Here is a 23,230-nt window from a genome sequence, read left to right as displayed (position 1 = left end):
TTTCGCATCGTCGCGCGCAGGCCTCGTTCAGTCGCGATTAACGGGCGGGGTGGCGTTCTCGCGTACCAGCAACGGGACGAGGGGATGGGTTTATGGTGGTTCGCAAGGATCTGTCGGGCCGTGTAGCGAGGCTGGGGCTGGTGCTTTCGGGGCTCAGCCTTCTGGCCGCGTGCGGCGAAGTGGCGGACGCGCCGCCCCCTCCACCGTTGGCTGTCGCGCCGCCACCACCTCCTCCACCTCCTCCGGCGCCTCCACCACCCGGTATCGTCGCAGCGCCTTCGGCCGTCACCGTCACCGGGGCAAGAGTTGCGGATACGATGCAGGAAAGCCGCTTCGTGCCGCCCGTGCAGGTTCCCACGCAGCCCGGTCGCGAGCAGTACGAAGGCGAAGAGGTCTCAGCGGTGAAGCGCGTGGCGCAGGAGCCTGTTTCCACCTTCTCGGTCGATGTCGACACGGGCGCCTACACCAACACCCGCCGCTTCCTGACGCAGGGCCAGCTGCCCCCGGCGCGGGCGGTGCGCACCGAGGAGTTCATCAACTACTTCCGCTACGATTACCCGGCACCCGACAGCCGCGAGGCTCCGTTCTCGGTGACCACGGACATGGCGCAAACCCCCTGGAACCCGGAAACGCGCCTGCTGCGCATCGGCCTTCGCGGCTATGATATCGCGCGCGAAGGCCGGCCTCCTGCAAACCTGGTGTTCCTGCTCGACGTTTCGGGGTCGATGAGCGCGCCGGACAAGCTCCCGCTTCTCAAGACCGCGCTTTCGGGGCTGGCCGGGGAGCTGGGCAAACAGGACCGTGTTTCGATCGTGGTCTATGCAGGAGCCGCGGGGCTGGTCCTGCCGCTCACCAACGACACGCGCAAGATCCGCGCCGCGCTCGATACGCTGAGCGCGGGCGGCTCGACGGCGGGCGCGGCGGGCCTCAAGCTGGCCTACAACATCGCGCGGGACAGCTTCATCGAAGGGGGCGTGAACCGCATTCTCATCGGCACCGATGGCGACTTCAACGTCGGCATCACCGACCGCGACGACATGATCGCGATGATCGAGAAGGAGCGCGACGCCGGGATCACGCTGACGACCCTCGGCTTCGGGCAGGGCAACTACAACGAAGCGCTGATGGAGCAGGTGGCTGACCATGGGAATGGCAACTACGCCTACATCGACAGCGCGCTCGAGGCGAAGAAGGTGCTGGGCGAGCAGATGGCCTCCACGCTCTTCACCATCGCCAAGGACGTGAAGATCCAGGTCGAGTTCAACCCGGCGCTCGTCAGCGAGTACCGGCTGCTGGGCTACGAGAACCGCGCGCTGCGCGAGGAGGACTTCGAAAACGACGCGGTCGATGCAGGCGACATCGGGGCGGGGCACCAGGTGACCGCGCTCTACGAGATCGTTCCGGCAGGCACGAAAGGCTGGCTGCCCGAACGGCGCTACGAGGATACGCCGAACACGGCCGCGCAGGCCCGGACGCAGGAACTGGCCTTCGTCAAGCTGCGCTACAAGCTGCCGGACGGCACGACCTCGAAGCTGATCGAGCGGCCGGTCCCGGCAAGCCTCGTGGCGAGCGCCAAGGCGCCGCGCGGCGACTTCGCCTTTGCCGCAGCGGTCGCGGCCTTCGGGCAGGATCTGCGCGGCGATACGCTCCTCAATGGGTTCGACGAGGGGGACGTGGCGCGCCTCGCCGGGCAGCCCGGCGACTACTGGCGCCAGGAATTCGTGAAGCTGGTCGGACTTGCCGGGGCATTGAAGGGCGATTGAGCGGTCTTGGAGGCTGACAGGGGGGCGCTATCGCTCTAGGCTCCCCCAGATGAATCCACGTAACGCCTTGATTGCCGGGGTAGGTGCTGCCCTGTGCCTGCTCCTCTCCGCCACCGGAATGGTCCTGAACGGCCCTGGCTTCGTTGCGGACCTTGAACGCGAGGCGCAGGCCGCGCGCAGCGGCGTCGAGGGAGGTGAGGGGGTCGAGCTGGCCTTCAAGGACCGATACGGCTGGCTGACGCGCCACCCGATCCTGTCGGGCGGGGACGAATTGCCTCAAGCCCTGCGTCAGCAGGTCGCCGCGGGCATTGCGGCGGTGCCGGGAATTGGCGGGATCAGCTGGTCGCGCACCAGCTCGCGCGTGGACAATCCCGAGGCGCTCCATTGCCAGAGCGATGTCGAGCGCATCCTCCAGACGCGCACGATCCGCTTCACACAGTCCTCTGCGCGGCTCGATCCGGCAAGCGGTCGGTTGCTCGACGAAGTTGCGCGCGCGCTGCGGCCCTGTGTCGGCAGCATCATCGCGGTGACCGGCCACACCGACCAGGGCGGCAACGCCGAGGTCGACAAGGCCTTCTCGCTGGCGCGCGCCGAAGCGGTGCGCTGGGCGCTGATCGGGCGTGGAATTCCAGCCAATGGCCTGAGGGCAGCAGGCGTGGGGGCCAGCCAGCCCATCTCCGGGCTCAGCCCGAGTGACCCGGCCAACCGCCGGATCGAGTTTTCGGTGATCGTGTCCGCACCGGTCAAGCCCACCCCCATCGACACGCCCGGACCGGGCTGATGCGCGCAGGGCTGCTCCCAATTCGGGGCGTGCCGGCAAGGGCATTGGGATCGGGCGGGCGGGCTGCTATGCGCGGCCCCAACTCTGGCACTTCACGGAAATTGACGCTTGGAAAGGACTGCTGATGCCCTTGTGGCTGGAACTGGCCGTATCGGTGCTGCTCACGTATGGTCTGGGCCTGGGCATCGGCTGGCTCATATGGAAACGAAAAGGATAATATCGTGCTGCAAATGATCGAGGCCAACTGGCTGATCTTCGTTGCCGCCCTGGTGATCGGGATCGTGGTCGCCTTCTGGATCTTCGCGCATGGATCGAAGAAGCCGGGTGAGCGCACGCACCGCCCGGACGTTCTGGACGAAGGCGCGGCGCCCGCCCAGCGCAACCAGGCGCTCATAGATTCCGCGAGCCCCGCCTCGCAATACGACCTGCCCGTGCCTGGCGTCGACGATGCCGACACGCGGGAGAAGCAGCCCGCGCATATCGACCCGCCCGCCGCGGCCGGTACCATGGCCGGGATCGGCGAGGTGATTGCCGTCGCGGCGCAGGAAGAGGCGGACGAGGCGCGCAGCCACAAGGCGGAAGACGAGGCCGCGAAGGCTCCGGAGCCGACCCCTGCAGCCGAGGCACCCAAGGCTGAGGATACGTCCGCAGCTGCCCCTGAGCCGGTGGAGCCTGCACCCGCGCCGGAAGAACCTGCTCCTGTGCCTGCTCCTGCGACGACGGGGCAGAGCGATGACCTGCGCAAGATCAAGGGGCTGGGCCCGAAGATGCAGAAGCTCCTCGTGTCGCTGGGCGTGACGACGTACGCGCAGATCGCGGCCTGGAGTGAGGCGGATCTCGACGAGCTCGATGGCAAGCTCGGCGCCTTCGCCGGGCGTCCGCGCCGCGACAAATGGGTCGAGCAGGCCCGCTTCCTGGCTGAGGGCAATACGGCGTCCTACGAGGCCGAATTTGGTAAACTCTGAGTTTCATCCGATCGGAAAATGAAGAAAAGGGGGCTTTTGGCCCCCTTTTTTTAGTTCCGTAGAAAACATGAACGAATCTTCATGTTTTTCTTTATGTATTTTGCAGACGTCTAATCTGGGCGACCGCGAGGGCTTTTCGGGCTCACTCGAGAGTTTGTTTATAGTAACTGTCTAAATTTGGAAAGGTGATTTCTTTAATTTAACATTATGTTTACTTACTAATTGCGCTTGGCGTAACTTTCAAGAATGTCACGTCGCATCGCGGCCCCACTGTCGAGGCGGGAATAAAACATGTGTCCCCCCGGATACTTGTGGAGGTTTACGCGGCTCGCCTGGCCGAAATCGGGCATCTGGTCGATGATCAGCTGCGAGGCGAAATAGGGGCAGGAAAGATCGTCCCAGCCATGCACGATGTCGACGCTCATCTTGGGGTCGATGGCAATTGCCTTGCGCAGGTCCTGGACCGGGCTGTCGGTGTTGTCGCGGTCCCAGGCGCGGTTCACCTCGTAGGACAGCGCGTTGTAGCGCGCGTTGACCTTCCAGCCGACCTGGCGTGTCACGAAATCGACCATGGCCGAGGTAGTGGGCGCGATGAGGGTGGTCAGCAGGGGGTCATTGTACTGCGCGCGCGAACTGGCCGGGAAAGGGTCGTAGGCGGTGAAGTTGCTGTCGTAGACCGAGCCGACAAGGCCCTGCGTGCGGCGGATCTCGCGCAGGTACGTGCCGATGTCGATGCGCCCGTCCATGCGCTGCACCAGTTCGGGATCGAGGCCGGTGAACTCGGCGACGCGGGCGGAAAGGCGTGCGGTCGCCGCCTTGTCGCGCGGTCCGGCGATGAAGTCGGCCAGGAACTGGGTGCGCAGGTACTCCTCGACCGGACCCATGTTGCTCTCGTCGAGGTGCTGGCCCTGCCGCTCGAAGTGGCCTGCAGCCATGGCAGGATAGTTCAGCATCCAGGGAAGCGGGGAGAGCGCGGTGTCATCACCGATGGCGGCCGGATCGAGGTAGGGCGAGACCAGCACCATGCCATTGACGCCGATCCCGATCTGGGTCTGCAGGTAGTAGGCCAGGCGCGGCACGCGGTAGCCGCCGTAGCTCTCGCCGGTCAGGTACTTGGGGCTGGCGAGGCGCTCTTCCTTGACCAGCCAGTCGTAGATGACGCGGCTTAGGTAGTGGATGTCCACGTCGGCGGCGTAGAACTCGGCGTTGGTGGTCTCCTCGTCGGCGCGCGAGCGCGAGAAGCCGGTGCCGATGGGATCGATGAAGACGAGGTCGGTGAAGTCGAGCCAGGAATTGGGGTTGTCCTGAAGCACGGCCGGATCGCTGGGAGAATCGCCCTGGGCGCCGAAGGCGACGCGCTTGGGGCCGATCGCGCCAAGGTTCAGGTAAACCGAGGCGGCGCCCGGGCCACCGTTGAAGGCGAAAGTCACGGGCCGGTTCTCGGCCTGCTTTCCGGGCAGGGTGTACGCCGTATAGACGACCTCTCCGATCAGCTTGCCCTTGGCGTCGTGAACGGGGATCGTGCCGACAGTCGCGGTGTAGGATACACTCTTGCCGCCGATGACCGCGCTCTGGCGCACCGAGGCGTCTTCAGGGAGGGGCGGGAGCGCGTCCTCGCTTGCGGTTTCGGCCTTGCTTGCCGAGTTGGCGGAGGCCTTCTCGTCGGCGGCCTGGAGCGCCTGCGTGGCGGGAAGGAGGGCGCTGGTCGCCAGGAGCAGCCCGAAGGCCAGTTTTGCACGTCGCATGGGGAGTAGGTACCTCCTTGCCGGGATGGGGATGGCAAGCGAGGCACTCTACCGTGTCGCTTCGCAGCGACAAGGCCCGCACAGAGGGATGGGGGACTGCGGGCCTCTTGTCGCGGCGTCAGGGCAACATCGAACCGGTGTCGATGAAGCGCTGGTGCCACGAAAGGGCTTCGGAGGGGATCATCGGCGACTGCTGGCCGAACGATTCCTTCTGCGCGCGCGCGAAGTAGTCTTCGAGCATCGGGCGGTAGGTCGGGTGCGCGCAGTTGGCGATGATGACCTTGGCGCGTTCCTTGGGGCTGAGGCCGCGCAGATCAGCGAGGCCCTGCTCGGTGACGATCACCTGCACGTCCTGGTTGATGTGGTCGACGTGGCTGGCCTGCGGGACGATGGCCGAGATCGCGCCCTTCTTGGCGACGGACGGGGTCACGAAGATCGAGATGAAGGCGTTGCGGGCAAAGTCGCCCGAACCGCCGATGCCGTTCTGGATGCGCGAGCCCATGACGTGGGTCGAGTTCACCGCGCCATAGATGTCGGCTTCGATGAGGCCGTTCATCGCGATGCAGCCCAGGCGACGCACCAGCTCGGGGTGGTTGCTGATTTCCTGCGGGCGCAGGATCATCTTGTCGCGGAAGAACTCCATCTCGCGGTTCACGCGCTCGGCCGCATCGGGGCTGAGCGAGAAAGCGGTGGCGCTCGCCATGCGCAGCTTGCCCTCGGCGAGGAGGTCGAGCATGCCGTCCTGGATCACCTCGGTGTAGGCAGTCATGCCCTCGAAGGGGGCGTCCATCAGGCCCGAAAGCACCGCGTTGGCGATGTTGCCCACGCCGGACTGGATCGGCAGCAGCTCCTTGGGGATGCGGCCGACCTTCACCTCGTGGGTGAGGAATTCGAGGATGTGCCCGGCGATCATCTTCGCGTTTTCGTCAGGCGGGGTGAAGGGGGCGTTGCGGTCGGGCGAGTCGGTTTCCACGACAGCCACGACCTTGGCCGGATCGACGCGCAGGCAGTCCTCGCCGATGCGCTGGTCGGGACGGGTCAGCGGGATCGGGATGCGCGCGGGGGGAAGCGCGGTGCCGTAGTAGATGTCGTGGACGCCTTCGAGCGCCTCGCTCTGCCAGGAATTGACCTCGAGGATGACCTTCTCGGCGCGGTCGAGCCAGGTCTTGTTGTTGCCGACCGACGAGGAGGGGATCAGCGAACCATCCTCGCGGATGCCGACGATCTCGATTACCGCAGCGTCGAGCGGACCGAGGAAGCCCTGCCAGGCCATCGGGGCCACCTGGCTGAGGTGCATGTCGAAGTAGTTCATCTGGCCCGAGTTGATCTTCTCGCGGGCGATGGGGTCGGAATTGTAAGGGAGGCGCATGTCGATGCCGTCGACCTTGGCAAGCGCGCCGTCGAGTTCGGGGCCGGTGGAAGCGCCGGTCCACATGCGGACCTTGAAGGGATTTCCGGCCGCGTGCTCGGCCTCGATGTGCGATGCGAGGGCCTGGGGGACGGCCTTGGGATACCCGGAGCCGGTAAAGCCGCTCATCCCGACCGTGTTGCCGTTGGCAATGAGGCGGGCGGCGTCTTCGGCCGACATGATCTTGGAACGTAGGGCGTTGTTACGGATGCGCATGGCCTCTCCAATTCACCGTGTCTGGGGACCGTTTGCTCTCACACACAGGAAAGAACAGTGAAAAGCGGGACTCGTGACTTGCGCCTGATGCACGATTCCTGCCCCTTTTCGGGACCGTGATGGGAGTGGCTCAGCTGCCGATCGCGTCGAGAATAGATCGTGCAATTGCAACAAGTTCGCCTTCGCGATTGACCTCGCATTTCAGGAAAATGGTGCGCAGCTGGCTGTTTACCGTTTGCGGGCTGACTTGCCGCAGCGCAGCAATATCCTTGCGCGACAAGCCCTGGGCAAGAAGCGCGGCGACTTCGCCTTCGGTGTCGGTCAGACCCATCGCCTGACCCAGCTGTCTGCCCATGCGCGCAACCTTTTTTGCGTTTTCAGCGTGGTCGGAGCCCATTCGGGAGGGAAGAAGCGGTCTCAGGCTGACGATGACGCGGGCGCTGAGGCCCAGGTGCCAGTCGCCATGGGGCAGGGGACGCGCGTCGACGAGCATGAGTCCCTTGCCTGTGCGGATCCACAGGTCGGCCGGACCCGGGTCCTCGCCCGCCAGGGCCTGGCCGATCCGTCGGCCCAGCTGGCGATCGAATTCGGGGCGCTGGGCGTGAAGGGCGCCGCCCGAGATCTGCAGCGTCTCGGGGCCGAGCAGGCGCTGCGCGGCGGGGCTGACGAAGGTCGTCTTGCCGAGGCCATCGAGCAAGATCGCGGCGGTGTCCATCGCCTCGAGCGAGCCGTGGAGGAGCTTGGCTCCGGCGTGCTCGATCGATTCCTGCGTGCGGATGGCCGAGAGGATCGTCGGCGCGACCTGGGCCAGGATACCCCGTTCGTGTTCGCTGGTGCGCCCTTCGCGTTCGCTGCGCATGATCGCGACGCCGAAGAACAGCCCGGGCTTTTGGGAAAGGACCATCTGCGCGCCCAGTTCGAAATCGTAGCGGCGTGCCATCTCGAGATAGCGCTCGTCGGTATGAACCGCGCGCACGGCGTCGTAGTGGGGTTCCCAGGTGAGCTCCATCGGCTTGCCCATCGCGGCGATGCGGTAGTTCGCATCGGGGCGGTAGGTGTCGATTTCCCGGATGATGGACTCGAAGTCGTCGGGCGTGGTGTTGACCCAGTTGAAGGCCATATGCCTCTGGCCAAGCGCCAGGATCTGGGTGCGGGGAGAGCCGGTGGCTTCGGCGAGGCTGTGCAGCGCAGAGCGCCAGCCCTCCGGGTGGAAGGGAGCCTGCTCGATCGCGCTGCGCAAGCGCGCGAGCGATTCGCTGTCTATGCTCTTTGCCTGCCCCACACCGGCAAATGTGTCCGGATCAGGGATTGTGCGCAAGGGAAACTATGGTCCGTGCCCGCGTTCATACCATGATCGTGGCATGCCAAGTCTGCATTTTGCAGACATTGTATCCATGCGACCCGAGGGCTGGTTTCGGCCAATCCTTGCACTACCCGGAGGCTCCTGGTGAGCCTCCGGGTATTTTTCAGGCGCTGGCCTATTCCTTGAAGGCGAGGAAACCGTCGTCGACAGGCACCGTGGAGCCGTTGATGGCCTGGGCCGCGTCGGTGAAGAGATAGGCCGCGACGCTGGCGACCTTCTCGGGCGCGATCAGCTCCTTGTGCATGTGCTGCGCGGCAAGCTGCTCTTTCACGCCCGCATCCGTGCCCAGGATCGGGGTATCTATGTAGCCGGGCGCGATGCCGACCACGCGGATGCCGTGTTCGGCCAACTCCAGCGCGCCCGAGCGGGTCATGGCGATAACCGCCGCCTTGGCCGCGTTGTAGTTAAAGTTCCCGCGCGAGGCGACCGAGCCGTAGATCGAAGCGGTGTTGACGAAGGTACCCTTTGTGCCCAGTTCCACCATCTTCTTCGCACCGTAGTACATGCCGTAATAGACGCTGTGCTGGTCGACCTCGATGACCTTGAGGTAGGAGGCCGGATCCATCTCCAGGAACGGCTTCACCAGCCCGATCCCGGCGTTGTTGAACAGGCCGTTCAAGGTGCCGAGTTTCTCGACGGTGAAATCGACGAGGGCTTCGACCTCCTGCGCGACCGAGACATCGACCTTGAAGCTGTGCGCGGCCACGCCCAGCGCCTTCACCTCCTCGGCGACCTGGGCCGCGCCTTCGGCGTTGAAGTCGGCCACCACGATATCGGCACCCATACGCGCAAGGGCAAGGCAGGTCTCGCGGCCAATGCCGCTGGCCCCGCCAGTCACGATGATGGCCTGGTCCTTCAGTTCCACGTCGGGTCTCCTTCGTCTTTACATGTTCGCGCGCGGTGGCGGCGTTGCCGCGCGCCTTGCGCTGCACAGGTTAAACGATCAGGCTATGCCATTGTTTCACGTATATATTTTGAAGATCAGGCAGGCCTACTTGCCCCACTTCCTGGTCTGCTTGCCGTAGCGCATCTTGCGCGTGCCCGGCTTGCCCTCGTTCGAGCGGCCGACCAGCGGCGCCTTGTGCTCACCTTCGGGCAGGCCCAGTTCGCTCGCTTCCAGTTGGCGGATCTCGTCGCGCAGGCGTCCCGCTTCCTCGAACTCGAGGTCGGCGGCGGCGGCGCGCATCTTCTTCTCGAGGTCCTCGATATAGGCGCGCAGGTTGTGCCCGACGAGGTTGTTGGCCCCGTCCTCGGTCTCGATCTCGACGGTAACCCCGTCCCGGCTCGCCGTGTCCGCGACGATGTCGGCAATGCGCCGCTTGATCGTCTGGGGGGTGATGCCGTGTTCCTCGTTGTAGGCCTGCTGCTTCTCGCGGCGCCGGTCGGTCTCGGCGATGGCGCGTTCCATCGAACCGGTCATGCGGTCGGCGTAGAGGATGACCCGGCCTTCGGAATTGCGCGCGGCGCGCCCGATGGTCTGGATCAGCGAGGTTTCCGAGCGCAGGAAGCCTTCCTTGTCGGCATCGAGAATCGTGACGAGCCCGCACTCGGGAATGTCGAGGCCCTCGCGCAGCAGGTTGATGCCCACCAGCACGTCGTAGACGCCCATGCGCAGGTCGCGGATCAGCTCGATGCGCTCCAGTGTCTCGACATCGGAGTGCATGTAGCGAACACGCACGCCCGCCTCGTGCATGAATTCGGTCAGGTCCTCGGCCATGCGCTTGGTCAGCGTGGTGACCAGCGTGCGGAAGCCCTTTTCGGCCACCGCCTTGCACTCGGCGATGCAGTCCTGGACCTGGTCCTCGGTCGGACGGATCTCCACCGGCGGGTCGATCAGGCCGGTCGGTCGGATGACCTGCTCGGCAAAGACGCCGCCGGTCTGCTCCATTTCCCAGCCGCCGGGCGTTGCCGAGACGGCGAAGGTCTGCGGGCGCATCGCGTCCCACTCGTTGAAGCGCAGCGGGCGGTTATCGATGCACGAGGGCAGACGGAAGCCGTATTCGGCGAGCGTGATCTTGCGGCGATGGTCACCGCGCGCCATCGCGCCGATCTGCGGCACGGTCTGGTGGCTCTCGTCGACGAAGAGGAGAGCGTTGTCCGGCAGGTACTCGAAGAGCGTTGGCGGGGGCTCGCCGGGCAGGCGGCCGGTGAGGAAGCGCGAATAGTTCTCGATGCCGTTGCACGAGCCGGTCGCCGCGATCATCTCGAGATCGAAGTTGGTGCGCTGCTCCAGGCGCTGCGCTTCGAGCAGCTTGCCCTCGGCATGGAGTTCCTTCAGCCGCTCCTCCAGTTCAAAGCGGATCGCCTCGCTGGCCTGCTTCATCGTCGGGCCAGGGGTTACGTAGTGCGAGTTGGCGAAGACGCGCACTTTGTCGAGCGTCGGTCCCTTCTTGCCGGTAAGCGGGTCGAACTCGCAGATTTCCTCGATCTCGTCGCCGAAGAACGAGACCCGCCAGGCGGTGTCCTCGTAGTGCGAGGGGAAGATCTCGAGGTTGTCGCCGCGCACCCGGAACGAGCCGCGCGCAAAGGCGACGTCGTTGCGCTTGTACTGGAGCGAGACGAGCTTTCGGATCAGTTCGCGCTGGTCGACCTCGGTGCCCGAGACGACATCGAAGGTCATCGCCGAATAAGTCTCGACCGAGCCGATACCGTAAAGGCACGAGACCGAGGCGACGATGATGACGTCGTCACGCTCGAGCAGGGATCGCGTGGCCGAGTGGCGCATCCGGTCGATCGCCTCGTTCACCGAGCTTTCCTTCTCGATGTAGGTGTCCGAGCGGGGCACGTAGGCTTCGGGCTGGTAATAGTCGTAGTAGGAGACGAAGTATTCGACCGCGTTTTCGGGGAAGAAGTCCTTCATTTCGGCGTAGAGCTGGGCGGCGAGAATCTTGTTGGGCGCAAGAATCAGCGCCGGGCGCTGCAGCTCCTCGATGACCTTGGCCATGGTGAAGGTCTTGCCGGACCCGGTGACACCCAGGAGAACCTGCGTCTTGTCCTCGGCCTTCGCGCCTTCCACCAGTTCGGCGATCGCAGTGGGCTGGTCACCGGCCGGTTCGTACTCGGACACGATCCGGAAAGTCTTGCCGGGGAGGGATTTTTCGGGGCGCTGGGGCTTGTGCGGGGTGAACGAGCCCGAGGTATCCGGCTCGTCCAGTCCGCGACGGATGATGAGTTCGGTCATGGCGGAACATATGGAGACGGTGGGGCGCGCGTTCAATCTCTTGCTGACAAGAGTGTGTCATTGAACTGTAATGGTTGGAGAGAGGTGCGCCGCGGTGCTAGCCGCGCATTCCCGTATGATGCGGGATCGGCTCGGGGCGCGGGCATTTCGAGCGAGGAGGACAGGACGATGGCACAAGGCAGAGTTCGTTTCTACGCCGGTCTGGCGCTGGCAACGCTGGCGCTGGCGGGCTGCAGTTCGGGCGGCGATGGTGGCGCAGGCTCGGCGGACGCGGCCGGGCGCGGCGAGCCGCCCTCGCTGGCCGAGATGAAGGAGGCCGCAAAGGGTCTCGTGAAGCCCGAGCCCGGCCTCTACGCGCGCACGATCACGATCGAGAACTTCGACGCGCCGGGCCTGCCGGCCGAGATCGCCGGGCAGGTGAAAGGCATGATGGCGAGGGATCGCACCGAGAATTTCTGCCTGACCAAGGCCGAGGCGGAAGAAGGCTTTCGCGACATGTTCGAGAATGTCGGGGAGACCTCCAACTGCTCCTATGACCGTTTCGCCGTGACGGACGGAGCGCTCGATGCCCAGATGACTTGTGCACATCCGAGCCAGGGAACCGCGGTCATGACGTTGCAGGGAACGGCGAGTGCCACCACCTCGGATGTCACGATGGACATGAAGGTGACGGGCGGACAGGCGCCGATGTCCGAGATGAACATGAAGATGCGCATGGTCTCCAAGCGCACCGGGGACTGCGAGGGCTGAGCCGACACGGTGCGATGGAACAAGGCAGGAAAGGATAACGGGAACGTGAAGCAGCCGACGTGGGACACATGGGGGGACATGCGCGGGGAAGTGCTGCGCCGAGCGGCGCTGGCACGCCAGCCGCATCCGCCCGGTGTGCGCAAGCCCGCGCTTGGCCTCTTCGCGCGGGAGTTTGCGTCCTTATGGGGACGCGGGCGCGGGGCTGCCGCCCGGGTCGCTCCGGCGCGCCATCCCCAGCCGGTGATGCTGCTTCCCGGTTTCGGCGCACATCCCAGGCGCATGCAGCCGATGGCCGACGCGCTGGCCGAGGCGGGGCACGAGGTCCACGAATGGGGCCTTGGCGTCAATTTCGGGCCGACGCCGGAGAACTTCGCTTTTCTGATGAAGCGGGTGGGAGCGCTGGCGCGGACCCATCGTCGTCCGGTCGTGCTGGTTGGCTGGAGCCTTGGCGGCCTTTTTGCGCGCGAGATCGCGCGGCGCCAGCCCGAGGCGGTCGCCAAGGTCATCACCATGGGCACGCCCTTCTCGGGCAACCCGCGCGCCAACAACGCCTGGCGCGCCTACCAGGTCATCACCGGCCATGCTGTCGATGCACCGCCGATCGAATGCGTGCTGGGCGAGAAGCCGCCGGTGCCCACCATCGCCCTGTGGAGCCCGCGCGACGGGGTGATCCATCCCCGCTCGGCCAAGGGCTGGCCGCTCGAGCGTGACCGCGCGGTGGCGATCCGCTGTTCGCATCTGGGCTTTGCCAGCGACGCGCGCGTGATCGGGGAGGTCCTGCGCCAGGTCGACCACGACGAGGCCGTCAGCGCCGCCTAGGTCAGCGGTTCGTCGGCCAGACCCGCCACGGGGGGACGTGCGGTGAGCGTGCAGCCGGCTGCCGCCGCGATCAGCAGCGCGATGGCCAGTATCTGCCAGGGTGTCAGCGCTTCGCCCAGGAGAAGATAGCCCGAAAGCGCGGCCATGGCGGGCGTGGTACTGGCGACAAGGCCGACGATACGGGCAGGAAGCGCGGCCATGGCGTGCATCTCCAGCGCATAGGGCAGTGCGCTCGACAGCACCGCCACCATCAGGGCGAGGCCCCAGAGCGGCAGTGCGGGCAGGGCACCCGATCCGCTGGCGAGCGCAGCGGGAAGCGTGACGAGGCAGGCCGCGACCATGCCCAGCGCGACGGCGGTGCCGCTCCCGGCCTGTGCCGCGCGTCGGCCCAGCAGGATGTAGAGCGCCCAGCAGGCGGCTGCGCCCAGCGCCGCGAGGAGGCCCACGGGATCGAGGGCATGGGCACGCCCCGGCCAGGGGATGAGGACAAGGAGGCCAAGGACGGCCAGCCCCGGCCAGGCCAGGTCCTTGTGGTCGCGCGCGCCTCCCAGCGCAATCGCCAGCGGGCCGCAGATCTCCACCCCCACCGCAACGCCAAGCGGAAGGCGCGCGAAGGCCTCGTAGATGAGGAGATTCATGCCCCCCAGCGCAAGGCCGTAAAGCATGATCCACACAGGCAGGCCTCCAGAGAGCCGGGACAGGCGTGGCCGCACGAGGAGGAGCAGGATCACAGCGGCAAGCAGGGTGCGCATGGCTGCCAGTGTCTCGGCGCCGAGTTCGCCGATGAGGTCCTTGGCCAGCGCCGCGCCGACGTGGATCGAGACCTGCGCGGCCAGGATCGCGCCGACCGCGCCCAGTGGCGGTGCTTCGCGGCGGCTCATCGGCGTGATCGGCAGGGGCGTGTCACAGGTCGCGCAGCCGCTCGAACTGGGCCTTGCCAAAGCCTCCGCCCCACATCAGCAAGGCGCCCTTCTGCGTGCGGAAGAACGTGCGCGGAGTGGACAGCTGGCGGTTGAGCCCGGTCTCGACCGGGAAGCCCGCATCGGCGTCATAGGCGCTCTGGACCAGACGGATATGCGCGTGGTGGCGCGACAGGAGCGTGGTGGCGCTCCCCGTGTAGTCGAGGGGGCCTGTGTAGAACGGGTTGTAGGCCACGCTTGGCGCGTCGTTCAGTTCGCGCCGCATGAACTTGAGGAAGGTCGCCTGGCTCGGGTCGTTGAGGACCTTCAGGACCGCGCCGGTCTCCCCTTCGCCCAGGATGAAAGGGATGTAGTGGACGCGAAAGCCCGGCACCGTGAGTTGGGGGAACTCGCGGAAGTACTTCTGGCAGTAGGGGCAGAGCGAGGAAATCCAGATCCACACGTCCTTGCCCGCGCCGAAGCTGGCCTGGCGCGAGGCGCGCAGGAGTTCGAGCGCGACTTCGGCCCGCTCTCCAACCAGCCCTTCGAAGCCGGTGTCGATGATCCGCGCGCGCGCGGGCTCGGCCAAAGTGGATAGGGTCAACGTGGATAAGGCCAGTGTGGAGAGCGCCGGGGGCGCAAGAGCGGCTTGTGCCAGCACCTGGCGCCGGTTCCAGACGTTGCCCATCGAAAAATATCCTCAGTCTGGCGGGAATGCCGTCTTCTGCCTTCGCTGTGCCTGCTTGGCCCGGCGTGCGCAATCGCCAAGATGGAAGCTTATCTGTTGGGGGCGACAGAGAAAGTGCCTGTTCAGGTGCCTGTGCCGGGTGCATCGGGCCATCCACGTAACGCTCATCAGATGGCAGGCAGGCTGGCATGTCCCTTCTCATCCTTCCCGGTTTCGGCGGCTCTGGCCCGGCGCATTGGCAATCGCGCTGGGAAGCACGGATGGACGGCGCGACACGGTTCGCGCCCTCCACCTGGGACAGGCCCGATCTGGAAGACTGGCTGGCCGCGCTCGAACAGGGGCTGGAGCAGGCCGAGGGCCCGGTGGTGCTGGTGGCCCATTCGCTTGCCTGCCTGCTGACGGCGCATTGGGCCGCGCGCCACGGCGAGGCGGGGCACATAGCTGGCGCGCTCCTGGTCGCTCCTCCTGATCCTGAAGGGCTTGCGTTCCCCCGCGAAGCCTCGGCGGGCTTTCGCGAGGTGCCACGTGCCGCGTTTGGGTTCCCCGCACTCGTCCTGGCTTCCAGCAATGACCCTTACGCATCGCCTGCTTTTGCGCAGGATTTTGCGCAGGCGCGCGGGGCCGGTTTCCTCGTCATGGGCCCCTGCGGTCATATCAACGCCGAGAGCGGGCTGGGCGATTGGGGCGAAGGGCAGCGCCTTCTGGCGGCCTTCGCCGCCGGATGCGGCCAGCCCGTGCCTGTGGCTGAACTTTAGGCACGGGGCGGCTGGCGGCGGTAGCTCAATGCCTCGGCGATGTGGGCGCGTCCGATCGTCTCGGCTCCGGCAAGATCGGCGATGGTGCGGCTGGTGCGCAGGATCCGGGTGTAGCCGCGCGCGGTGAGGTGGAGGCTTTCGGCGGCCTGGAGGAGGAGTTTCTGGCCTGCCTCGTCGGGCTCGCGTGGGTTTCCAGTGCCTCGCCCTGAAGTTCCGCGTTGCTGCGCGCGCCGGTGCCCGCAAGCCGAGCGGTCTGGAGCGCGCGGGCGCGGCGTACGCGCGCGCCCACGGTGGCGCTGTCTTCCGAAGAACCGGGCCGGGCGAGGTCAATCGCGCGCACCGGGTCGACGTCGACGTGCAAATCGATTCGATCCAGAAGCGGGCCTGAGACCTTGCTTTGATAGTCGGCGGCGCATTTGGGCGCGCGCGAACAGGCCAGTGCGGGATCGCCCAGGTGTCCGCAGCGGCACGGGTTCATTGCCGCCACCAGCTGGACCCGCGCCGGGAAGGTGACGTGCGCATTTGCCCGCGCGACGCTGATCTCGCCGGTTTCGAGTGGCTGGCGCAGCGAATCGAGCACCGCACGCTGGAATTCGGGAAGCTCGTCGAGGAACAGGACGCCCAGGTGCGCGAGCGAGACTTCGCCGGGGCGAACCTTGAGCCCGCCGCCCGTCAGCGCGGCCATCGAGGCGGAGTGGTGCGGGCTGCGATAGGGGCGCGCGCGGCTGATGCGCCCTTCCTCCAGCGTTCCCGCGACCGAGGCGACCATCGAGACTTCGAGCGCTTCAGGAGGCGTCAGCTCGGGCAGGATGCCGGGCAGGCAGGCGGCCAGCAGTGACTTGCCCGCGCCGGGCGGTCCGCACATCAAAAGATTATGCCCGCCAGCGGCCGCAATCTCCAGCGCGCGCCGGGCGGTTTCCTGGCCCTTCACCTGCTTCATGTCCGGCCCGGGGGCGCTGGCCTCGACGCGGCCGGGCGTGGGGCGCGGGAGGACCTGGGTGCCCTTCAGGTGGTTGAGCAGGCTGACGAGGTCGGGCGCGGCGGTGACCGGCACCCCGTTCGCCCAGCTTGCCTCGGTCCCCTGGGCGGCAGGACAGATCAGGGTCTTCTCGGCCGCACTGGCATGGAGCGCGGCGAGGAGGACGCCGGGGGAGGGGATGATCCGCCCGTCGAGCGCAAGTTCGCCCACCGCAATGACTTCGGCCATCTGTTCGGCATCAAGCAGCCCCATCGCGGTCAGCAGGGCAAGCGCAATCGGGAGATCGTAGTGCGAGCCTTCCTTGGGGAGGTCGGCGGGCGAGAGATTGATCGTGATCCGCTTGGGCGGAAGGGCAAGGCCCATCGCGGTGAGGGCGGCGCTGACGCGCTGGCGGCTTTCCCCGACGGCCTTGTCGGGTAGGCCGACCAGCGCGAAGCCGGGCATTCCCGGCGCTACCTGGCATTGTACTTCGACGGCGCGGGCTTCGAGTCCCAGGTAAGCTACCGTCGAAATGAGTGCGACCACAAAGGTACCTGCCACGAATAGACTAAGTAATAATCCGTATTTCGGGCAGTATTTGCATCGAGGGTGCGACCTGTCGAGCCACAATGCGTTGCGAGAGCGAAAGTTTACAGCATTTTAACCGCATCTCTCGCGGATTGGGTAAGGCTCCGGGAGGCATTCTCCAGCCATGCGTTCGTTCACTGCCGCTCTTCTGCCGATCCTGGCCTCCACCCTGGGGCTTGGCGCCCTGTGCGGGGCTTCTCCGGCCGCGGCGCAGCGCCTGGCTTACGAAACGCTCGATCTTGATGATACGTCCCTCTCCGGGCCCGGTGCGCGCAGGTCGCGCCTCATGGTTTCGGGCGGTGCCGTTCTTGACGTCTCCCTGCCGGAGCTGACCGGGCGTGAAGTGGCCTATGGCCCGTTTCGGGTGCTCGATGGCGCGCGGGCGGCTCTTGTCGATGCAACCGGGCCGCGCAGTCCAGCCCAGTTCTCCGCGATGCTGCGCGACTATCCGGGCATCACCGTGCTCGAGATGGTCGAATGTCCCGGCACGCGCGATGACCTCGCCAACCTGGAGCTCGGGCGCCTGATCCGCTCGCACGGTATCGCTACGCATGTGCCCTCGGGCGGTTCGGTCCGTTCGGGTGGGGTGGAGCTCTTCCTGGCGGGCTCGCGCCGGCTGGCCGATGCGGGGGCCGAGTTCGCGGTCCATTCCTGGATTGACGAGGATGGGCTGCAGCCGGGTGATTTCGCGCTCAGCGCGCCGGTGAACCGCCGCTATGTCGACTATTACCGGCAGATGGGCATGAGCCCGCTTGAGGCCGAGGCTTTCTACGCCATGACCAATTCGGTCCCCTTCACACAGGCGCGCTGGTTTGGCGCGGGCGTCATGAGCCTGTGGGTTCCCTTCGACGGTGCGGTTGCTCTGTCGGATCTGAACGCGCGCTCCTGACGGGGCGTCAGGAAAAGGTCTTTTCGATATCCTCGGGCAGGTTGGCTTTGGCGCGCTGGCGTGCGCCCAGATAGCCGATCACGGCGAGAACGCCCGCAGGCAGTGTCAGGGCGAGAAGGCCCACGAGCATCGTGCCCAGGAAGCCCGCATCAAGGTCGGATTGCATCTTTCCCGCCGAGCCTGCAATGGTTACGCCGCCGATCAGCCATGCTCCCAGCGTGGAAAGCAGCTTGATGGTGGTGGCGCGGCGAAGGAGATGCTTGAAGACAAGATGCTCCAGCAGGCTTGCGACCACGAAGAGGGCCAGGAAGCTCACGAAGAGTCCGGTTACGATGAGGATCATGTCTGGGCTCCGTTGGCGCGGGGTGGTCGCCCGGGGGTGTCGATAGGCAGGGGCGGCTGCTGGGAAGGAACAGCACGGCCGGATCAAAAGCGCAAGAAATCGGCCTTGGGGTCAACGAATCGCGGGCCTCAACTTGACTCTCTTTTCCAGCTCACGTATCGGCGCGCATCTGATTTGGGGTCGTCTCGCAGCAGGCGGCCTTTTTGTTCGGTCCTTGAACGGGCCAATTGAACTATTCGAGGACTGACATGAAGCGCACTTTCCAGCCCAGCCGCCTTGTCCGCGCCCGCCGTCACGGCTTCCGCGCACGCACGGCGACCGTCGGTGGCCGCAAGGTGCTTCGCGCGCGCCGCGCTCGCGGCCGCAAGAAGCTTTCGGCCTGATCTTATTGGCATTCCCGCTTTCCGGGCGCGCGCCCGGAAAGTGGAAATGAACGTCGCGGCCCGCGCAGGCGCCAGGGTCTCCTTGGGGAGGCTTTCGGTGATTGCGCGGGCCGCCGTCGTTTGGGAATCCGCCGCTGCCCCGGCCTGTCGGTCGAGGCAGGTTGGCGATTCGCCCGATGAGAGCTTGCCCGCCTGCCGCGCCGCGGTAGGCTCCGGCCTGCCATGACCCAGATACCCTACCAGATCCTGAGCCAGCGCTCCGATTTCCTTGCGGCCAACAGCGGCACGCGGGTGGCGCGCGCGGGTTTCGTGCTGCTTGCGAATCGCAATGCGGGCAAGGGCGTGCGCGCCGGGATCACGGTGACCAAGCGAATCGGCAACGCCGTTGTACGCAACCGCATGAAGCGCCGCTTCCGGGCGCTCCTGCGCGAGCTTCTGCCTGAGCACGGCCTGCCCGATACCGACTACGTCCTGATCGGCCGGGAAAACGGCATCGAACGCGACTTCTCGCTTCTGCGCGAAGAGCTTGTCGCCGCGCTCGGACGGGCGCGGGACGGCAAGGGCGATCCCCCGCGCGGGCCCCGCCGGGGCAAGCGACCTCCCCGCAAGCATTCAAGCGCGGACCGGGGCAAGGGGGCGGCAAAGGGCGGACAGGCCAGCTCTTCGGCGCCGGAGCCTGTGGCGCCGTGAAGCGGCTCCTGGCCCTCATCGCACGGCTGCCGGGCCTGCTGCTGATTGCCATCGCGCGGGCCTGGCAGCTCGGCCCTTCGGCGGTGCTGCCGCCCACCTGCCGCTTTGCGCCGTCCTGCTCGCAGTACGCTATCGAGGCGGTGCGTGCCCACGGTGCGATTAAGGGTGGATGCTATGCGATATGGCGTCTATTGCGCTGCAACCCGTGGGGCGGGCACGGCTACGATCCGGTGCCCGGAACGCAAAACCAATCCAAGAGCGAGACCGCATCGGCGGACCGCTGTTGCCACTGACGAGACGACGACAGGAAAGCCTTCGTGCAAAACCAGCGTAATATCATTCTAGCGGTCGTGCTGACGGCGCTTGTGCTTTTCGGGTGGGAGGCCGGTGTCGGCTATTTCTATCCGCAGGCCAAGACGCCCACGAAGACGGTCGAGGCCGGCGGGGCCGAGGACGCGACCAAGCCCGGCAAGCCGACCCGCGAGGGGGGCCTTCGCGACGCGGCCGCCGTGGCGCTGGAAAAGAAGGACCTCAAGAGCGCACTGGCCGCGGGTGAGCGCGTGGCGATCGAGGCTCCGGCGGTTTCGGGCTCGATCAACCTGGTCGGTGGCCTGGTCGATGACCTGGTTCTCAACGAACACCGCGAGACGGTGGCCAAGGATTCGGGCCCCGTCCGTCTTTACTCCCCTTCGGGCACGCCCGCGCAGCAGTTTGCCCAGTTCGGCTGGGTGGGCGAAGGCGTTGCGGCGCCCAACGCGGCTACCGTATGGAGCGTGAAGGACGGCGCCAAGCTGACCCCCTCCACGCCCGTCACGCTGACCTGGGACAATGGCAAGGGCCAGACCTTTGCGCTGACCTACAAGGTCGATGACAACTACATGCTCACGGTCGAGCAGTCGGTGGCGAACGCCGGCCAGGCCCCCGTGATCGTGCAGCCTTTCGCGCTCATCAACCGTACCGACAAGACCGCCAGCCTCGACAGCTTCCAGGTCCACTCGGGTCCCGTCGGCGCGTTCGATGGTTCCGTTTCGTTCGGCACCGACTACGACGACATCGCCGAGGAAAAGACCATCGAGACCGCGGGCAACGCGGACTGGATCGGCTTTACTGACGTCTACTGGATGTCGACCCTGGCGCCGGTCGGCGCCAAGGCCGAGGGCACCTACCGCGCGCTTGGCAACGACCTGTTCCGCGCCGACCTCGTGTACGCGCAGCAGGCGCTCAAGCCCGGCCAGAAGCTGAGCCGCACGACCAAGCTCTTCGCCGGCGCCAAGGAGCACAACGTGCTCGACGCCTATGAAGCGCAGGGGATCACCAACTTCGGCCTCGCCATCGACTGGGGCTGGTTCCGCTGGTTCGAGAAGCCGATCTTCTGGCTGCTCGTGAAGCTCTTCAGCCTTGTCGGCAACTTTGGCGTCGCGATCATCCTGCTGACCGCCATCGTGCGCGGCATCATGTTCCCGATTGCCCAGCGCGGCTTCGCCTCGATGGCCGCCATGCGCGCCGTTCAGCCCAAGATGAAGGCGATCCAGGAGCGCTACAAGGACGACAAGCAGAAGCAGCAGCAGGAGGTGATGAAGCTGTACAAGGAGGAAGGCGTGAACCCGCTCGCGGGCTGTCTTCCCATGCTGCTTCAGATCCCGGTGTTCTTCGCGCTGTACAAGACCCTGATCCTTGCGATCGAGATGCGCCACCAGCCCTTCATCCTGTGGATCAAGGACTTGTCCGCGCCCGATCCGCTGCACATCCTCAACCTCTTCGGCCTGATCCCGTTCGATCCGCCGAGCTTCCTGGGGATTGGTGTGCTGGCGCTGCTGCTGGGCGTGACCATGTTCCTGCAGTTCCGCCTGAACCCGGCGCAGATGGACCCGACCCAGCAGCAGATCTTCATGATCATGCCCTGGTTCATGATGTTCGTGATGGCGCCGTTCGCCTCGGGCCTGCTGCTCTACTGGATCACCTCGAACCTGCTCACGATTGCGCAGCAGAAGTATCTCTATTCGCGCCATCCCCAGCTCAAGGCACAGACCGAGAAGGTTGCCGAGGACAGCGCTCGCGCCAAGGCGCGTGAAAAGAAGGGCAAGGCCTAAGTGGACGCACAGGATTATCTCGGCGGCAAGGAAGAGCGCGACGAGGCGCTGATCGAGGAGGCGCGTAAGCTCTTCTCGGGCCCCGTCACGTTCCTCAAGAGCGCGCCGGACCTCAAGTTCCTGCCCGATCCGACCGCGCCGGAGATCGCGTTCTGCGGCCGCTCGAACGTGGGCAAGTCCTCGCTTCTGAACGCGCTCACCGGGCGCAAGGCGATTGCGCGCACTTCGGTGACGCCCGGGCGCACGCAGGAGCTCAACTTCTTCGAGGTGGGCGAACCGCTCAACTTCCGGCTGGTCGACATGCCGGGCTATGGCTTTGCCAAGGCGCCGCTTGCCATCGTCGAGAAGTGGCGCCGCCTGGTACGCGATTACCTGCGTGGCCGCGTGGTGCTCAAGCGCAACCTGCTGCTTGTCGATTCGCGCCATGGCGTGAAGGCGGTCGACGCCGAGATGATGAAGATGCTGGACGAGGCCGCCGTGGGCTACCGCATCGTCCTCACCAAGGCCGACAAGATCAAGGCGACCGAACTGGAGAAGGTTCACGCCGAGACACTGGCCGAAGCGCGCAAGCACCCGGCCGCGTTTCCCTTCGTGCATGTCACGAGTTCGGAAAAAGGCTTGGGGATCGCCGAGTTGCGTGCTGCAGTCCTGGGGGACTCGCGTCTCTGAGAGCTGCGGGGTGTGGCGCATCTGCGTCGCGTCCCGCAAATCCGGGACTGTGACGATTGCGTGACAGCCTGCGGGCAGGTATCGGGCGGCGGCCCTGGCCCGAATCGGCCGATCCGGGCCACCTTCCGCCAGCCCAGGAGCCAAGGGACACATTGTGCGTCAGATTGCCGTTCTTCCATATCGCAGCGAAAGCCCGGCGATCGACGCCCCCGTCCAGATCCTCCTCATCACCTCGCGCGAGACACGCCGCTGGGTGATCCCCAAGGGCGGGCTGATGAAGGGCAAGAGCCCGCATGCGGCCGCCGCGCAGGAAGCCGAGGAAGAGGCCGGCGTGCTCGGCGCGGTCTGCCCCATTCCGCTCGGCTCCTTCCGCTATCGCAAGCGTCGCGCTTCGGGCGCGCGGGTCTGGGCCGATGTCGATGTCTTTCCCTTCGCCGTCACCGAGATGCTGGAGACCTGGGACGAGCAGCACCAGCGCGACCGGCGCTGGTTCTCGCTGACCGAGGCCGCCGAGGCGGTCGACGAGGAAGATCTGAGGGCGCTTATCCGCTCTTTCGGTGCGAGCGAGTTCCGCGCCGCCGCCAGCCCCGCACGGGTGTTCTCGCCATGGCCGACAGGACAGGAGTCAATGCAATGTTCGCCTGGTTTCAGAAGCTTCTCCCCCAGCAGGGTGAGTTCTTCGACCTTTTCGAGAAGCAGGCCGCCACGCTCGTAGCCGGCGCCGATGCGCTGGCGCGCCTGGCGCAGGGCGGGCAGGGGCGCAACCAGCACATCCGCGAGATCGAGGAGCGTGAACACGACGCCGACGACATCACCCGCGAGGTGCTCCAGTCGGTCCGCCGCACCTTCCTGACCCCCTTCGACCGCTCGGCGATCACCAGCCTCATCACCACGATGGACGATGCCATCGACGAGATGCAGCAGGTCGCGGGCGCGGTCAGCCTCTATGAGGTCGAAGAATTCGAGCCCGAGATGGTCGATATGGCCGCGATCATCGTCGATGCCGCGCGCCTTACCGCCGAGATCATGCCGCTCCTGCGCAAGATCGCGGACAACGGCCACCGCCTGCATGAGTTGACTGAGCGCCTGGTGCGTATGGAAGGCCATGCCGATGACATCCACGCCGCGGGTCTCAAGCGCGTCTACAAGGCGAGCCAGCAGAGCGAGCCGCTGCACTTCATCGTGCGCCAGGAAATGTTCAAGCGCCTCGAGCGCGTCGTCGACCGTTTCGAGGATCTCGCCAACGAGATCGACGGTCTCGTCATCGACCACGCCTGAGCCGTAGCC

General features: G+C 66.0%; 20 protein-coding genes and 2 pseudogenes. 13 read left to right on the top strand and 9 right to left on the bottom strand.

The annotated features are described in order from the left end of the window. The first annotated feature begins 92 nt into the window (after positions 1-92). The 3 genes from MBENS4_RS01720 to MBENS4_RS01710 all read left to right on the top strand — a co-directional run bounded on the left by MBENS4_RS01720 (position 93) and on the right by MBENS4_RS01710 (position 3,509). Positions 93-1,763 carry a vWA domain-containing protein gene (locus MBENS4_RS01720; RefSeq protein WP_084591909.1) on the top strand — a complete coding sequence of 557 codons (1,671 nt, stop codon included), beginning with the start codon at positions 93-95 and terminating at the stop codon, positions 1,761-1,763. Between the two features lie 49 nt (positions 1,764-1,812). Next, positions 1,813-2,544 (top strand): OmpA family protein, encoded by a 732-nt coding sequence (locus MBENS4_RS01715; RefSeq protein WP_039388302.1) that lies wholly within the window; start codon positions 1,813-1,815, stop codon positions 2,542-2,544. Between the two features lie 230 nt (positions 2,545-2,774). Beyond that, positions 2,775-3,509, top strand: a complete 735-nt coding sequence (locus MBENS4_RS01710) for a hypothetical protein (protein ID WP_052321932.1) — start codon at positions 2,775-2,777, stop codon at positions 3,507-3,509. 218 nt (positions 3,510-3,727) lie between these two features. Here MBENS4_RS01710 and MBENS4_RS01705 read toward each other — a convergent pair whose 3' ends face one another. From MBENS4_RS01705 to uvrB, 5 genes are all read right to left on the bottom strand, one after another. Beyond that, positions 3,728-5,254 carry a S10 family peptidase gene (locus MBENS4_RS01705; protein ID WP_039388301.1) on the bottom strand — a complete coding sequence of 509 codons (1,527 nt, stop codon included), beginning with the start codon at positions 5,252-5,254 and terminating at the stop codon, positions 3,728-3,730. A gap of 118 nt (positions 5,255-5,372) precedes the next feature. Next, positions 5,373-6,878, bottom strand: a complete 1,506-nt coding sequence (locus tag MBENS4_RS01700; protein WP_039388300.1) for an acetyl-CoA hydrolase/transferase family protein — start codon at positions 6,876-6,878, stop codon at positions 5,373-5,375. Positions 6,879-7,008: 130 nt separating this feature from the next. Then, complete coding sequence (locus MBENS4_RS01695; protein ID WP_242404736.1) at positions 7,009-8,196, bottom strand: helix-turn-helix transcriptional regulator; 1,188 nt, start codon at positions 8,194-8,196, stop codon at positions 7,009-7,011. Between the two features lie 160 nt (positions 8,197-8,356). Further along, the gene (locus tag MBENS4_RS01690; RefSeq protein ID WP_052321930.1) at positions 8,357-9,106 is read right to left on the bottom strand and encodes an SDR family NAD(P)-dependent oxidoreductase; all 750 of its coding nucleotides are present in this window, start codon (positions 9,104-9,106) and stop codon (positions 8,357-8,359) included. A 126-nt stretch (positions 9,107-9,232) separates the two neighbouring features. After that, a complete protein-coding gene (uvrB, locus tag MBENS4_RS01685) occupies positions 9,233-11,422 on the bottom strand; it encodes an excinuclease ABC subunit UvrB (RefSeq protein WP_039388299.1) in 2,190 nt (729 codons plus the stop codon). A 168-nt stretch (positions 11,423-11,590) separates the two neighbouring features. On the opposite strand from uvrB, the gene MBENS4_RS01680 reads away from it, so the two are divergent. Together MBENS4_RS01680 and MBENS4_RS01675 are read left to right on the top strand one after the other, a co-directional pair. After that, the gene (locus tag MBENS4_RS01680; RefSeq protein WP_039388297.1) at positions 11,591-12,172 is read left to right on the top strand and encodes a DUF3617 domain-containing protein; all 582 of its coding nucleotides are present in this window, start codon (positions 11,591-11,593) and stop codon (positions 12,170-12,172) included. Positions 12,173-12,250: 78 nt separating this feature from the next. After that, positions 12,251-12,991 carry an esterase/lipase family protein gene (locus MBENS4_RS01675; RefSeq protein ID WP_052321929.1) on the top strand — a complete coding sequence of 247 codons (741 nt, stop codon included), beginning with the start codon at positions 12,251-12,253 and terminating at the stop codon, positions 12,989-12,991. Here the strand turns inward: MBENS4_RS01675 and MBENS4_RS01670 are convergent. Both MBENS4_RS01670 and MBENS4_RS01665 read right to left on the bottom strand, forming a co-directional pair. Next, entirely contained in the window at positions 12,988-13,872 is an 885-nt protein-coding gene (locus MBENS4_RS01670; protein WP_052321928.1) for an EamA family transporter, read from the bottom strand. The two genes, MBENS4_RS01675 and MBENS4_RS01670, sit on opposite strands and share 4 nt — an antisense overlap. A gap of 22 nt (positions 13,873-13,894) precedes the next feature. Beyond that, complete coding sequence (locus MBENS4_RS01665; protein WP_144400823.1) at positions 13,895-14,578, bottom strand: hypothetical protein; 684 nt, start codon at positions 14,576-14,578, stop codon at positions 13,895-13,897. Between the two features lie 188 nt (positions 14,579-14,766). Here MBENS4_RS01665 and MBENS4_RS01660 point away from each other — a divergent pair, with 188 nt between their 5' ends. Continuing rightward, the gene (locus tag MBENS4_RS01660; RefSeq protein ID WP_039388293.1) at positions 14,767-15,333 is read left to right on the top strand and encodes an RBBP9/YdeN family alpha/beta hydrolase; all 567 of its coding nucleotides are present in this window, start codon (positions 14,767-14,769) and stop codon (positions 15,331-15,333) included. Here the strand turns inward: MBENS4_RS01660 and MBENS4_RS01655 are convergent. Further along, a pseudogene (locus MBENS4_RS01655) lies at positions 15,330-16,837 on the bottom strand (YifB family Mg chelatase-like AAA ATPase). The gene MBENS4_RS01660 and the pseudogene MBENS4_RS01655 overlap by 4 nt on opposite strands. Positions 16,838-17,003: 166 nt before the next feature. Between MBENS4_RS01655 and MBENS4_RS01650 the strand changes: the two are divergent. After that, positions 17,004-17,768 (top strand): alpha/beta hydrolase, encoded by a 765-nt coding sequence (locus MBENS4_RS01650; RefSeq protein ID WP_039388291.1) that lies wholly within the window; start codon positions 17,004-17,006, stop codon positions 17,766-17,768. A gap of 7 nt (positions 17,769-17,775) precedes the next feature. Here the strand turns inward: MBENS4_RS01650 and MBENS4_RS01645 are convergent, their stop codons facing one another. Then, on the bottom strand, positions 17,776-18,111 hold the full coding sequence (locus MBENS4_RS01645; RefSeq protein ID WP_039388290.1) for a hypothetical protein: 336 nt from the start codon (positions 18,109-18,111) through the stop codon (positions 17,776-17,778). A 248-nt stretch (positions 18,112-18,359) separates the two neighbouring features. Between MBENS4_RS01645 and rpmH the strand changes: the two genes are divergently transcribed. The 6 genes and pseudogenes from rpmH (at position 18,360) to MBENS4_RS26305 (ending at position 23,221) form a co-directional block, all read left to right on the top strand. After that, positions 18,360-18,494: a 50S ribosomal protein L34 gene (gene rpmH / locus MBENS4_RS01640; RefSeq protein WP_039388288.1), complete on the top strand. Its 135-nt coding sequence runs from the start codon at positions 18,360-18,362 to the stop codon at positions 18,492-18,494. Between the two features lie 222 nt (positions 18,495-18,716). Further along, positions 18,717-19,184 (top strand): ribonuclease P protein component, encoded by a 468-nt coding sequence (gene rnpA / locus MBENS4_RS01635; protein ID WP_039388287.1) that lies wholly within the window; start codon positions 18,717-18,719, stop codon positions 19,182-19,184. Next, positions 19,181-19,477 carry a membrane protein insertion efficiency factor YidD gene (gene yidD / locus MBENS4_RS01630; RefSeq protein WP_199904329.1) on the top strand — a complete coding sequence of 99 codons (297 nt, stop codon included), beginning with the start codon at positions 19,181-19,183 and terminating at the stop codon, positions 19,475-19,477. The genes rnpA and yidD overlap by 4 nt, the downstream gene beginning before the upstream one ends. A gap of 24 nt (positions 19,478-19,501) precedes the next feature. Beyond that, positions 19,502-21,274 (top strand): membrane protein insertase YidC, encoded by a 1,773-nt coding sequence (yidC, locus tag MBENS4_RS01625; protein WP_039388285.1) that lies wholly within the window; start codon positions 19,502-19,504, stop codon positions 21,272-21,274. Continuing rightward, the gene (yihA, locus tag MBENS4_RS01620; protein ID WP_052321927.1) at positions 21,275-21,943 is read left to right on the top strand and encodes a ribosome biogenesis GTP-binding protein YihA/YsxC; all 669 of its coding nucleotides are present in this window, start codon (positions 21,275-21,277) and stop codon (positions 21,941-21,943) included. A 154-nt stretch (positions 21,944-22,097) separates the two neighbouring features. Further along, positions 22,098-23,221: pseudogene (locus tag MBENS4_RS26305) on the top strand (DUF47 family protein). Positions 23,222-23,230: the final 9 nt, after the last annotated feature.

The sequence above is a fragment of the Novosphingobium sp. MBES04 genome (genome assembly GCF_000813185.1).
Lineage (GTDB): Bacteria > Pseudomonadota > Alphaproteobacteria > Sphingomonadales > Sphingomonadaceae > Novosphingobium > Novosphingobium decolorationis.
The sequence above is the reverse complement of the archived record's forward strand: the minus strand, read 5'-3'. Positions and strand labels throughout refer to the sequence as shown.